This window comes from Paenibacillus sp. FSL H7-0690 (assembly GCF_037980415.1).
Taxonomy (GTDB): Bacteria; Bacillota; Bacilli; order Paenibacillales; family Paenibacillaceae; genus Paenibacillus_AQ; species Paenibacillus_AQ odorifer.
Genome location: NZ_CP150281.1, coordinates 6,853,014 through 6,865,965, shown reverse-complemented (window position 1 = coordinate 6,865,965; position 12,952 = coordinate 6,853,014). Strand labels below are relative to the sequence as shown.

Annotated in this window: 10 protein-coding genes and 3 pseudogenes; 11 read left to right on the top strand and 2 right to left on the bottom strand. The window is 44.5% G+C overall.

Translation table 11 applies throughout. From position 1 onward, the window contains the following. Positions 1 to 13: 13 nt before the first annotated feature. Complete coding sequence (locus MHI32_RS30225; protein ID WP_340011670.1) at positions 14 to 1,426, bottom strand: MFS transporter; 1,413 nt, start codon at positions 1,424 to 1,426, stop codon at positions 14 to 16. A 142-nt stretch (positions 1,427 to 1,568) separates the two neighbouring features. On the opposite strand from MHI32_RS30225, the gene MHI32_RS30220 reads away from it, so the two are divergent. From MHI32_RS30220 to MHI32_RS30170, 11 genes and pseudogenes are all read left to right on the top strand, one after another. Beyond that, on the top strand, positions 1,569 to 1,919 hold the full coding sequence (locus MHI32_RS30220; RefSeq protein ID WP_076124295.1) for a helix-turn-helix transcriptional regulator: 351 nt from the start codon (positions 1,569 to 1,571) through the stop codon (positions 1,917 to 1,919). Positions 1,920 to 2,176: 257 nt separating this feature from the next. Further along, positions 2,177 to 2,656, top strand: coding sequence for a 23S rRNA (pseudouridine(1915)-N(3))-methyltransferase RlmH (gene rlmH / locus MHI32_RS30215; RefSeq protein WP_036677839.1), 480 nt, complete (start codon positions 2,177 to 2,179; stop codon positions 2,654 to 2,656). Between the two features lie 550 nt (positions 2,657 to 3,206). Next, on the top strand, positions 3,207 to 3,347 hold the full coding sequence (locus MHI32_RS30210; RefSeq protein ID WP_340011668.1) for a hypothetical protein: 141 nt from the start codon (positions 3,207 to 3,209) through the stop codon (positions 3,345 to 3,347). Positions 3,348 to 3,511: 164 nt separating this feature from the next. After that, positions 3,512 to 5,755, top strand: coding sequence for a DUF3656 domain-containing protein (locus MHI32_RS30205; protein WP_340011667.1), 2,244 nt, complete (start codon positions 3,512 to 3,514; stop codon positions 5,753 to 5,755). Positions 5,756 to 5,850: 95 nt separating this feature from the next. Continuing rightward, positions 5,851 to 5,997: pseudogene (locus tag MHI32_RS30200) on the top strand (DNA-binding response regulator); the annotation flags it as partial. Continuing rightward, positions 5,994 to 6,832 (top strand): annotated as a pseudogene (locus MHI32_RS30195) (HAMP domain-containing sensor histidine kinase); the annotation flags it as partial. The pseudogenes MHI32_RS30200 and MHI32_RS30195, both read left to right, overlap by 4 nt. Positions 6,833 to 6,933: 101 nt before the next feature. Continuing rightward, complete coding sequence (locus MHI32_RS30190) at positions 6,934 to 7,872, top strand: VanZ family protein (protein ID WP_076218798.1); 939 nt, start codon at positions 6,934 to 6,936, stop codon at positions 7,870 to 7,872. Between the two features lie 24 nt (positions 7,873 to 7,896). Then, positions 7,897 to 8,477, top strand: a pseudogene (locus MHI32_RS30185) (ABC transporter ATP-binding protein). Further along, on the top strand, positions 8,474 to 11,065 hold the full coding sequence (locus MHI32_RS30180; RefSeq protein WP_076218797.1) for an FtsX-like permease family protein: 2,592 nt from the start codon (positions 8,474 to 8,476) through the stop codon (positions 11,063 to 11,065). Before MHI32_RS30185 ends, MHI32_RS30180 begins: the two are co-directional and overlap by 4 nt. A gap of 51 nt (positions 11,066 to 11,116) precedes the next feature. Next, complete coding sequence (locus MHI32_RS30175) at positions 11,117 to 11,557, top strand: WYL domain-containing protein (protein ID WP_340011666.1); 441 nt, start codon at positions 11,117 to 11,119, stop codon at positions 11,555 to 11,557. 219 nt (positions 11,558 to 11,776) lie between these two features. Further along, entirely contained in the window at positions 11,777 to 12,112 is a 336-nt protein-coding gene (locus tag MHI32_RS30170; RefSeq protein ID WP_340011665.1) for a hypothetical protein, read from the top strand. 98 nt (positions 12,113 to 12,210) lie between these two features. Here the strand turns inward: MHI32_RS30170 and MHI32_RS30165 are convergent, their stop codons facing one another. After that, positions 12,211 to 12,681 (bottom strand): pyridoxamine 5'-phosphate oxidase family protein, encoded by a 471-nt coding sequence (locus MHI32_RS30165; RefSeq protein WP_340011663.1) that lies wholly within the window; start codon positions 12,679 to 12,681, stop codon positions 12,211 to 12,213. Positions 12,682 to 12,952: the final 271 nt, after the last annotated feature.

Below are 12,952 nucleotides of genomic sequence, written 5' to 3'. Positions count from 1 at the left end.
AGCCGATTAGGTCTTATGCATCTGCTGCATCTACTATGTCGGTCAGCGAGCTACTTCGGTTACCTCGGCGGTAGAGAATAGCTGAGATGATGGCGATCAATGCTGCAATAGAGAGTCCCCAGTAGATATTGGAGTAGGCTGCAGAAAGCGGCAGTCCGCGCTGCCATTCCAGAGCGCTTGCGGCCATAGCTACGCTGAAGGCGCCGCTAAAGAATTGCAGCAGCTGGAACAGGCCCATCCCAGAGCCGATTTGCGAAGAAGGCAGAATCCGAGAGATTTCATTGGATACACTACTGGACAGTGTCGTGAAGGCCAGACTCATAATCATATAGATGAACATGACGGCAATCCATGACCGCCCAGCAAAGAAAGCGAATAGGATGGTAGCGGTCAATACGAGCAATGGTGCAAAACGTAAAATCCCCGCATTGCCATAACGGTCAATGATTCGTCCCACGGAGCGGGAGACAAAGATGGCGAGCAGCGAACCCGGAAAGATCACAAGCCCGGCATGGCTTGCGCTGAAGCCGAAACGGTGAGTCAAAATCTGCGGCAGCAGGAATAACGTGGCAAAGCTGCACAGGTAGGAGGCAACTCCGATCAGAGTCAACACGAGATATGAGCGGTTACGGAAAAGCTCCGGCATCACGAATGGATCAGGTGTGCTGCGGATACGGCCAACAAATAAAGCAATGGCGACAATTCCGGCGATCAAGGCAATCCACAGCCCGCTGGTCAGGAACAGCAGCAGCCCGGTCGTGCCGACGCCCAAGAACAGCCCGCCAAGCACATCAAAGGAGCCACGGGTGGGTACTTCTTTGGGCAGCAGAATAAGGAACAGCGGCACTAGAAGCAGAATAGCTGCCGTTACAGAGAATAACCAAATCCAACCGAGATATTCGACGATGGCTCCGCCCGCGACCGGACCAAGCCCTAGACCCAGCGAGACGGCTGACATAATTGTCGCCATTGCTTTGCCGCGGCGGGCTTGCGGGATATAGCGGGTAAACAGGACAAGAGATAAGGACATTACCGCGCCCGCGCCCGAGGCCTGGAGAATGCGAACGATAAGCAGGAAGATAAAGTTGGTGCTGAAAAAGCCGGCAACAGCCGCGAGGCCCAGCGTCAACAAGCCTATAACCAACAGACGGCGAATCGGCAGAAAATCAGAAAGCCGGCTGTACGTGATTGAGGTAATCGAGAACATAATGGAATACCCGGTGACAATCCAAGAAGCGGACGCAGCCGTAATCCCAAAGGCTTCGGTCACATCAGGCAGCGCCAGATTGAACATAGCCGTATTCATGATGACGAGAACCACAGCGACACTGAACAGCAGGGTCAGCAGGCCTTCTCGTGGAAGAGGCGCTTCCGGAACGGAGGCTTCATGATCCGCATTCGCGGAGAGGTTATTTACAGAAGTCATGTGCGAAGCACTCCTTTTATTATTGTTTAATAGTTCGATTACTTACGAACAATTGAAATATAGCATGCGTTGATATAAAATGCAATTAGGAACACCAATATTTTTTTCGCATTCATCGTACGACAAAAGGGGATAATCATCCGTGAAAATACTATTTCATCCGGACCGCAAGGACATTCAGCTTGCCTCCGTATTGTATGCACTTAGCGATCCGATTCGCTTACATATCGTATCGGATATTCACTTAAATGGAGAACAGGCTTGCAACTGCTTCAACGTCCCGATCGCAAAATCCACCATGTCTCACCATGCCCGTACTTTGCGCGAGTCAGGGGTTGTTTTTACACGAGTTCAAGGAACACAGCGCATGTTGTCCCTGCGGACTGAGGATCTTAATGCACGTTTCCCAGGCTTGCTGGACTCTATATTGAGCGCTTATGAAGCTGGGGGGAAACCGGATTTTGTGATGGAGGAGCAGGAAGAAAGTAAGTAGGGATGGATTGAACCTGCTGAGGACGAGGAATACATGAAATTCTAGATTCAGGAAATCTAGGAATACTGGGGATCAGGAGATCCAGGGATTGCATAAAAAATAGGACATTTAGAGAATGCGCAAGAGTAGGCCGTTTTAATTGTCGTTTCTTTTCCACCAAATATGTGATAGAACAGAAGGTACTTACTAAAACTACAAGGGACGCCCAGTGCGCGTCCTTTTGCTATTTCTATAGAGGATTATGACAGGAGGCACTTATGCTTATTCAAATTATTGGCGTAGGAAAATTGAAGGAAAAGTACTTGATCGATGGCATCGCGGAGTATGCAAAACGGCTGACACCATACCTGAAGTTTCAGGTCATTGAGGTGGCAGATGAAAAAGCACCCGATTCTCTAAGCGAAGCAGAGGTCGTGCAGGTGAAGGGACGCGAGGGCGAACGCATCCTCGCGCAGATTAAGAGCGAGGCGCATGTCATTGCGCTCGCGATCGACGGCAAGCTGTGGAGCTCGGAAGAGCTTGCCGCAGAAATTGACCGGCTCGGCACCTACGGGACGAGCCATGTCGTGTTCGTCATCGGAGGGAGCCACGGGCTCTCCGACGAGGTCATGCGCCGCGCGCAGCAGCGCATGAGCTTCGGGCGCATGACGCTGCCTCATCAGCTCATGCGCCTGGTGCTGGTGGAGCAGGTGTATCGCGCGGTGAAGATCAATCGGGGGGAACCTTATCACAAATGATGGTAAAGCGGAGAACAGAACTCAATATTAGTTTAAATGACTTGAACTGCACGGCATAACGGTTGAAAGCCAATACAATTGAAATAACAAAAATGTAAAAAGAGCCTCCACTTCGATTTTAGTGGAGGCTCTTTTAAGGCTGCTAATCAATGCGCCAGATGCTCGCTCATACTTATGTAAAATTAAATGTTTGCTACTTGGCAATGATAGGCACCCATAATTCCTGCTCAATTTTGGCTCCAGGAGCCAAATAATTCTCTATACATGAGGAGTGAAGAGTTTATGGTTACCTCAGCTGAGAGCGATATTCAGGATATTGTAGGTATGCTTCGTGACGCTAATGATGAGAAGATACGCGTGGCGAAAAATGTACTTAAAGAATTATTATGAGATACGTCCCTCAGAGCAAATGAGGTCATTTAAAACAAGCGCACAAGCCATTGGCTTGTGCGTTTTGCTGCAGCTTAAGTATAGTTCTTATTTTATGATTAATGGTAATAGTCTGAAATTTGATTTTCTAATAATCTTATTAATTTAAACGGGAGCGGCCATGTCGTCATTTATCGGATTTATAGTAGTTATTATCGTATTATCCATCTTAACTGGGATGAAGCAGGCGACTAAGAAGAAGAGAGGACGCAGTACGGCAAGCGGAAACCTGCTGTTAAGAAAAGCAATAACAAAAGCGTGAAAACGACCTTTAACCGTTCTTCAATAACATGCAGTCCTGACGATGTACTTTTAAGAACACCTTTGGACAAACTAGCATGCAAACTTGCCGTTACAGACAAAGCGCTGAACCGTATCACAAGTAACTACAAATTTTATTAATTTTTGGGTCATAAGGAGGAAGAAATGACTGAATTACTAGCTCCAGCAGGAAATATGGAAGCTTTAAAAGCTGCAATTTCTAATGGTTGTGATGCCATATACTTAGGAATGCAAAAATTTGGTGCGCGTGCATACTCATCTAATTTTGATCTAGAATCGTTACAAGAGGCGGTTACGTATGCGCACCTGAGGGACGTTAAACTCTATGTTACAATGAATACCATCGTTTTTGAAAACGAAGTTGAAGAGATGAAAGAGCAGATCCACGAATTAAATAAAATCGGTGTGGATGGCATTATCGTCCAGGATCTGACTGCGTTCGATTATATCGTTAAAAACTTTCTTGATATGGAAGCACATTGTTCAACTCAAATGGGAATAGACGATTTAGACGGAACTTTATTATTAAAAGAACTTGGTGCCAAAAGAGTTGTTCTGTCCCGTGAGGTTGAGATTGAAAAAGTAAAAGAGATCAAAAGAAAAGCTGAGATACCTTTAGAAATTTTCGTTCACGGTGCTTTATGTGTATCTTACTCGGGAAACTGTCTAATGTCAGGATTAATGGGTAATCGAAGCGCAAATCGCGGAAGATGTGTGGGTTCATGCCGTAAGGAGTATGAACTCATGGATAAGACAACAGGTACATCTTTAGGGAAAAACCATATTCTATCTACCAAGGACTTAAACACAATCGACTATATCGAGGATTTAAAAGAAATCGATTCTTTAAAAATAGAAGGCCGAATGAAAGTGCCTACGTATGTTGCTAATGTTGTATCCAAATATCGCAAGGCCTTAGATCATAAAATAACCGAAGAAGACAAAGAAAATCTGAAAAAAACATTCAATCGAACATTTACTAAAGGATATTTGTTTCACGAAGATAGGAGAAATATTACAAACATTTTAAGACCTAATCACTTTGGTTATGAAATTGGAACAATCAGCAAGATTGTTAAAGATAGGTATGAAATAACACTTACACGACCTTTAAATCAGAACGATACCATTCGAATAAGTCACAACAATGAAGATGTTAATTTAACGGTTGCAAAACTGTACGATAAAGAGGGCGAATTAATCAACAAAGCAGAGGATGTCTGCTATATCAAAATCAAAGAAAAGATGTCTACGGGAGATTTAGTATATAAAACGAAGGATTATTTCTATAACAAAGAATTAGAATTATCACTGGAAAAAGAATTTAAGCGGTTTAACCTCGATATTAGAGTATATGCACGTCCAGATTCAAAGCTTGTCATAGATGCGGAGGGCTTAGGCTGTCATTATTCATATGAAAGCGAGGAAATACTAGGCGAAGCCATTAATAATCCAACAACAAAAGACCAGGTAATCAAGCAATTTTCAAGATTAAATGATACGATATTCGAACTTAATCATGTGGATTTTGAGGAATGCAATGCTTTTATTCCAGCTAAACTGTTAAATGCAGCAAGAAGAGATATTGTACTGGGCTTATATGACTTAAAGCTTAACAGCCAGAAGAAAAGAACCAAGGCTTTGGAAGCAAAAGAAAAAATAAGCTTTGCCCCTGAAAAACCATACTTTACGGCCTCTGTAACGACTAAGGAGCAGTATGATGCTTGCGTGAGCTGTGGAATTAAGGAAATCTATTATGAAAATGTTGTTAGAAGAAATCAGAATCGTTATAAGGAAAAAGAAGGGCAGCTACTAATCGGAGGATATGGCGGAATTTATCACTACAGAGAAACGAATCCGTTTGTTACGGACTATTCTCTAAATGTTGTTAATGCTACTAGTTGCTATGAATTATATAAATTAGGTGCAAAACGAGTCACTTTATCTTATGAATTGAATAAGAGCCAAATTGAAGATTTAAGGAATGCCTATTATGAAGAAAATGACGGCTATCCTGCACTGGAAATGATTGTATATGGCAAGGTTCCTTTGATGTTTACAAAATATTGTCCGATGAAAAAAATGAATCAATGCAAAATTTGCAAAACGAAGAGCTATGAGTTAAAAGATGAGCACGGAACGTTCCCTATAATTTCCCATAATGATTGTACAACGACTCTCCTTAATGGGAAGACGCTTAATCTTTTAGATGAGCTACAAAACATCAAAGGAATCGAGGCGCTCAGATTAAACTTCACAGTTGAATCAAAAGAGCAGGTTGTGAAAGTCATTAATATGGCGTCAGGCAAATTAAATGGCTCTATGAATAATGCTGTCTTTAATCAGGAAACAGACACAAGAGGACATTTTAATAAAGAGATTGTGTAGTCGTGGAATTCATTAAATGTTCTAAAATCTTGGGGAATACTATAAGTAAATCCGAGACAGGTGCAATTCAATCCAATCATAAGGATGAACTTCAGATGAAAATATTATTAGTTGAAGATGATAAGACGATCGCGTCGGGACTGGAATATTCGCTGCAGCAAGAGGGTTATTGGACTGTTCTCTGCCATAATGCCGCTTCAGCCCGAAAGGTGCTCGCCGAAGACATCGATCAGTTCACTATTACGAGCTAGAGAAGCTGTCCATCTATTTACGGGAGATTAGCAGCGGCCAGGCCTCCCTTGACCCTCGCGATAATCAAGAAGGTGAGCTTAGCATCTTAAAGAATGATATTTACAAGGTGACACGCATGCTCTCCGAGCATCGTTCTCTATTGCAGCAGGATAAGCTTCAACTGACCGATGCCATCTCCGATATTTCACATCAACTCAAAACACCGATCACCTCTATGACAGTCATGGCAGATCTGTTAAGCGCCCCTGATCTGCCTCCACTCAAAAGAACGGAGTTCACCCATCATATTCGCATTCAACTTGAACGGATCGATTGGCTTGTTTCATCTTTATTAAAGCTAGCGAAAATGGATGGGGGACTATCCCGTTCAAAAAAGATCGAATACACATGAAAACCCTAATCCTAAATGCACTGGAGCCGGTTATGATTCCGATGGATATTAAGGGACAGACCGTTTCCATCACAGGGGATGACAACGTCTCTTTTGACGGCGATTTCCATTGGACTGCTGAAGCGGTTATCAATATTTTGAAGAATGGAGTGGAGCATACACCTGAGGGCGGTGCGATTACCATCACATTTTCCGACAACGTGCTATTTACGGAAATCGTTATTGCTGACAACGGAGAGGGCATTCCGAAAGAGGATTTGCCTTATATATTCAAACGTTTTTATAAAGGAAAGAATGCTAATGAAGGAAGCATCGGTATAGGGCTTGCGATGGCTCACAGCATCATTGCAAGCCAGAACGGCGTGATTGATGTAACGAGCGACAGCGGGACTGGTACAGAGTTTCGGATCAAATTTTATAAGCATGTGATTTAACAGCACTCCATAAGTGACTAAACTGTCACCTCCAATGTCACTGTAAAGTCATTTTGGACAGATAAAATGATATTCATCAGATGAACGATGGAGGTACAACCATGCAAATGAAGCAGCATCGCAAGATTACTTTTTTTATCACGATAGGCTACACCCTGATTATTCTTTATTTTATGTTTTTTGCTTTCGGCAGAGCGGATAAGGTAGATCTAACCAGTCAGTACACCTTTATTTTTTTGCCGGACGATTTTTTTAGGGTGCCGGGTCTTTCCGATCTTCTACATCCGACACTGATGGACTTGGTGGGTATTGGAAACATTGCAGCCTTCATACCTTTTGGCATACTGTTTCCGTTGTTATACCGCACCAGCTTTGTTCGCTTCATGACAGGGTTTATCCTGTCCATTCTTGTGGTGGAGACCATCCAGGCACTAACATTCCTCGGCAGCTTTGACACGAACGACGTCATAAAGAACTCATTGGGCGCTGCTATTGGATTCGGGGCCTACAAGATTGGCTTCCGTACAAAAAACTACTGGAGAAATATCACTGCTACGGGAATTGCCAGTGCTGTCTTAATGCTCGGCGTGTGGGGGGTCTTAGGAGTAGTTGATCAAGTGTTCACCAAAGAGTTGGCCCCTTTTGTAGCGATAAACGAATGGGAAGATAGTACCGGAAATGGATTAACGGGAACCAAACAGGACAGTCTTAAGATTGGCGGTCAAGACGTGACACCCCAATATAATGTGTATGGCATCGAAGGTAAAAAGAAGGAAACATATACGTATTCATTAGGCAATAAGGGAGATCTGTATCTTAGCTTGAATTATGGAATTCCTGATCATAAGGATTTTCAGGGCAGCATTAAGGTTACCGTTGACGGGCATGAGCTCCTGTCTGTATCTGCAGAAGATCAGCTCCATGAGCCGGATATGAGGATCCTTTATCTCACCGGGGCTAAGGAGCTTAAGATAACCATTGAGGGGAATGAAACCCTTTGGGATGTTGGATATAGAGAGATGGTATATACCTGGAATTGAGCATCTAGGGAAGGAGGGATGGCAATGGAGATTTTAACAATTGAAAATTTGTCCGAAATATACGGCACAGGCGAATCGGCGGTGAAGGCGCTTGATGATGTTTCCTTTTCGGTCCAAAAAGGTGAATTCGTCGCAATTATCGGACCTTCCGGATCGGGGAAATCGACACTCCTTCATATGCTGGGCGGTGTGGATCGACCGACTGGCGGGAAAGTGTATGTTCAGGATACGGATATGTATACCTTGGACGAAACGCAGCTGGCCATCTTCAGACGCAGGCAAATCGGGCTGATCTTGTGAATACGTTGAATTTGCAGCATCGATTAAACCATCTGCCGAATCAGCTATCCGGTGGACAGCAGCAGCGTGTCTCGATTGGCAGGGCGATCATCGGCAATCCTGCGATCATGCTGGCCGACGAACCCACCGGGAATCTGGACAGCAGGAATAGCAGCGAGATCGTCGTTTTATTGAAAATACTGAATAAGACCTATCATCAGACACTGATCGTAATCACGCATGAAGAACGGATCGCCCTGCAAGCCGACAGAATCATTTCGATTGAAGATGGGAGGATTGCCAAAAACGAGGTGATAAGGCGATGAATATTGTCAATACATTAACCATCCGGCATCTGAAGCAGAACAAGAGACGAACACTTGTGACTATTTTTGGCGTAATTATTTCGGTATCCATGATGACCGCTGTCATTACGCTTGTTTTTTCCTTTGCGGATTTAATGATCAGACAAACTATCACAGATACAGGGGAGTGGCATATTCAGTATCAAGATATAACCAAGAAACAGCTTGCGGCGATACAGGGCGATGATTCAACCAAAACGGTTGCAATCACAAGAGACCTTGGGTATGCCCCATTAGAAGGGGGACAAAATTCCAATAAGCCGTACTTGTTCATTAAGGAATATGATGTGCAAGGGTTCACACAATTTCAGATTGAAATAAGCAAGGGACGTCTTCCGCACACGGACAAGGAGGTTGTGATCTCCGAGTCTGTTGCAACAAATGGCAAAGTGAAGTACGAAATCGGCGACCGTCTAACGCTTCGCGTCGGCGACCGATTCGAACAAGGGGGCGATCATCCCCTGGATCAGACGGAACCGCTGCGCAGGAAAGACGGCACATTGACCGAGACATTACAGCATAGCATAATTAGGGATTATACGGTGGTAGGCTTCATTAAACGTCCGGTGTCGGAAACGGCTTGGGCCCCGGCTTATACGATCATTAGCTATGTCGATGATCATATCATCGGGGGGGATGATCGGGTCGATGCGTCGGTGGTCTTGCAGCGGGTCAATCCGTTCTTGTTCGCACATGCGGAGAAGCTGGCTGAGAAAAACCAAATTGACACTGTCCAATATAATAACGATTTGCTTCGTTATTATGGCTTGTCCAGCAGCGGGGCCTCATCCAGCATGATGTTCTCATTATCGGCAATCATTATAGGGACTATTATAATTGGCTCGGTTGGACTCATCTATAACGCTTTTGCGATATCCGTCTCGGAACGTTCCCGCCATTTAGGGATGCTCGCGAGCGTGGGGGCGACGAAAAGGCAGAAGCGAAATTCCGTATTTTTTGAAGGTATCGTCATTGGTTTGATCAGCATTCCCATTGGCATCTTATGCGGTCTTGCCGGAATCGGAATCGCCTTTTCGTTCATGAACACAATGATTGAAGGGGCATTATGGACTAGTGAAAAGCTGAGGCTTATCGTCACGCCGTTATTGCTCTTGATTACTTGTCTTGTTTCGATGCTGACGATTTTCGTTTCGGCGTATCTCCCGGCGGTTAAAGCATCTAGGGTATCTCCCGTGGACGCGATTCGCCAAACCACTGACGTAAAGCTTACGGCCAAAGCAGTGAAGACGTCGAAGATCATTCGTAAGCTCTTCGGAATCGAAGCAGAAATCGGGCTGAAAAACTTAAAAAGGAACAAACGAAGACATCATGTTATTCTTTTTTCGCTTGTCATCAGCATCGTTTTGTTTTTGACTATATCGTTTTTCACGACTGGCCTGACACAATCTCTGGCATTGTCGCTGGAAGGCATCAATTACGATATTGAAGTGTCGTCCAGTAATGGCGAAAGACTAGATGACCGGTTGATGCAATCGCTTGTATCTCTGGATGGCGTCACGGAATACAACGTGAGTCATGAGTTAGTCGGGAACGCTTGGGTCGATGCAGCAAGCATCGCCGACGAGTTGCAAGAGAAGGTTAAGCAGGATAAGAGTATGCTGCAAGACGGGAAATACCCTTACGAAATTAAGCTCTATGCAATGAATGATTCGAGCCTGCAAGCCTATGCCAGAGCGGTTGGCGCAGATTACGAACAGCTTACGGATCTGGATCATCCCGCCGCAATCGTGATGGATACGATTCATTACAAAGATATAGATACGGGGAAATATATTCAGACGAAGTCCATATATGCGAATATCGGACAACATATCGAGCTAACGAGTTTTATTAAAGCGAGCGGGGAAGAAACGAAGGCAAATAAAGTGATATTTGCCGCATTGACGGATAAGGCACCGATGGGGATGAGCCCGGTAGGCGTAGGCGGGTTAAATATGATCGTGTCGGAACGCGTCATGAATCGGCTGGCAGACGGCGAGGAGCTGGCTAACGCTTCGATGTACCTCCATTTGAAAAGCACGGAACCGGTGAAAACGCAGCAGGAAATTGAAGCGATGAATGAGACCAATCTGAATGTCTACAATGTATATCAATTCAGAATAAGAGAAGAACAACAGATTCTGCTGATGAACGTCTTTTCTTACGGTTTTATCGTATTAATCTCTGCGATTTCTGTTGCGAACATCTTTAATACGATCTCAACAGGGCTGGCTCTTCGCAAACGGGAATTCGCGATGCTGAAATCCGTAGGCGCGACGCCAAAGGGGTTTGCAAAAATGCTGAACTATGAGAGTGTTTTTTATGGGGTCAAGTCGCTCTTGTATGGGCTTCCTGTCAGTTTCGCCGTGATGTTTCTGATCTATAAAGCATTTGCGAACAAATTCAGCTATGGGTTCACCCTGCCCTGGATGAGCATTCTGTCTGTCATTGTGTGTGTATTTGTCATTGTCAGCTCTGCGGTTGTTTATTCCGGAGCTAAAGTAAAAAAGGAGAATATTATTGATGCATTAAAGCAAGAGAATATATGATTCACTTACTTCACCCAGAGGAGGAGACGTTACCCGACGTCACACACAATCATGCGAGTCGACCGATTGCTCTCCATGCTGCTGATCATCTCCGGTAAAGGTACGGTAACGGGCAAGGAGCTTGCCGAGCATTTCGAGGTATCCTTGCGAATGAAGAATTTTCACGGCTTGTTTGGCAGGAACGAAGCTTTTAATGACATCATGTTAAAGGTTGAGCATACCTATAAGCGGGAGTCCGATAAGCACAAGCTGACTCTGGATATGTCCCATTTCAGCATGGAGCAGGAAAATAAAGAATACATTGGGATCATAAGCAAGGCCATCACGGATAACAGGCTGCTGGTGTTCGACTATATCAATAGGGATATGGAAAAGCTGGAGCGAACGGTAGAGCCAAGCTGGATTGACTTTCGCCACGGCCATTGGTATGTGATAGGCTTTTGCCGGGTCAGAGAGGACTACCGCAGATTCAAGCTCGTGCGGATTAGGTAACTGAGACAGGGGCCGCCTTTTGCAAAAAGAGAGCTGCCGGAAGACCAAATCGCCGAGGTTATTAAGCAAAGCTATTCGCAGCGGGACATACAGGTCGTACTCAGATTCACTTCGCGAATTGGCGCGCAGCTTACCGAGTATTTTGAGAAAGAGAAGATTAGCCGGGGTGAAGATGGCAGTAGGACGCTCCAGCTATATTATGATAGAAATGTGTATAAAGTGAAATTTATCTACATTGATCCATTTACACAAGAAGAAAAGCTAATCAATGAGGAAACCTATCGTTTCGGCGTACAATTCATGATTCCAAGTAAATCTGTCTGGGGATTAGGAGTGACTGGAATTGGATGGAAGGCGTTAGACGGGGCACCGGAAATTGATGAGTATGCTATGAACTTAGTGCCGGCACAAAATGTGACTTATGAGCTTATCTTGCCTGACGAAGGAAGCGGAGAAGGTGGAGAAGGTGGAGAAGGTGGAGAAGGTGGAGAAGGTGAAAATCCGGGATTTCAGGGAAGTCAATTCCCAGGCCTTACGGGTTTTATAAAGTTCTAATGTAGCTGTTATCATTTAGTTGGTTCTTATGAAAAGGTTCATCGCGGCTGACTGCTGCGATGAACCTTTTTTGCTGACTGTTCTATCACACAGACCACTTAATTTGCCGTCTTATTGATAAAATCAATCTCATTTCTGATCCCTTTATGGGCGTCATTCCACAGGCCCTTTGTCAGGCGAATGCGCAGCAGGCATGTGTTAGGATCTTCGTCGTTATTGGCTTCGTTATACCACCCGGCGAATATTGTGCGCAGCTTTGTCATCATCTCCGCGTTTTTCTCGTCACATACCCAGCCCAGGTTTTCACCGATACCATAGGCCGTAAAGTTTTCGACGATGATACAAACAGCGACTTCGGGGTTTTGGGCGATCTGCTGCATCTTGCCTGAGGTTGCGTAAGTAACGGTGTAGAACGCACCGTCCTCATAATAGGCGTCTACAATGCGGGCGGAGGGACGGCTTTTGCCATTAGTCCCCGGTTCCAGTGCGATGGTGGATAGTGAGATCAGGCCGTCCTTGTTACCCGCTTGTTCTTCCAGCAGCTTCATGGCTTCGTCGTACTTGCTCATTATATTACCTCCTAAAGTGTCATAAGGCATACATTATTAAGCTTATCATTGTAAAATCTTAGTGAATGTGAAGAATAATACGATAAAATATTAAATCGCTATCAATCCAAGCTTATACTCGATGGTCTTTTTTTTATGCCATTTAATCTCCAGTCTACAAATATATCTATTTTTTTATCTAATAGACATTGTAAATTACCCTGGTCCTATTGTAGAATCAAGAAGTTGTCGAATAATGGTGTAAAATGCCATCCTTGGAACTCACTAGGAC

Coding starts and splice junctions, on each gene's coding strand:
- MHI32_RS30225 (WP_340011670.1), bottom strand. CDS start 1,426: ATGACTTCTGTAAATAACCTCTCCGCGAATGCGGATCATGAAGCCTCC.
- MHI32_RS30190 (WP_076218798.1), top strand. CDS start 6,934: ATGCAAATGAAGCAGCATCGCAAGATTACTTTTTTTATCACGATAGGC.
- MHI32_RS30165 (WP_340011663.1), bottom strand. CDS start 12,681: ATGAGCAAGTACGACGAAGCCATGAAGCTGCTGGAAGAACAAGCGGGT.
- MHI32_RS30205 (WP_340011667.1), top strand. CDS start 3,512: ATGACTGAATTACTAGCTCCAGCAGGAAATATGGAAGCTTTAAAAGCT.
- MHI32_RS30180 (WP_076218797.1), top strand. CDS start 8,474: ATGAATATTGTCAATACATTAACCATCCGGCATCTGAAGCAGAACAAG.
- MHI32_RS30210 (WP_340011668.1), top strand. CDS start 3,207: ATGTCGTCATTTATCGGATTTATAGTAGTTATTATCGTATTATCCATC.
- rlmH (WP_036677839.1), top strand. CDS start 2,177: ATGCTTATTCAAATTATTGGCGTAGGAAAATTGAAGGAAAAGTACTTG.
- MHI32_RS30175 (WP_340011666.1), top strand. CDS start 11,117: ATGCGAGTCGACCGATTGCTCTCCATGCTGCTGATCATCTCCGGTAAA.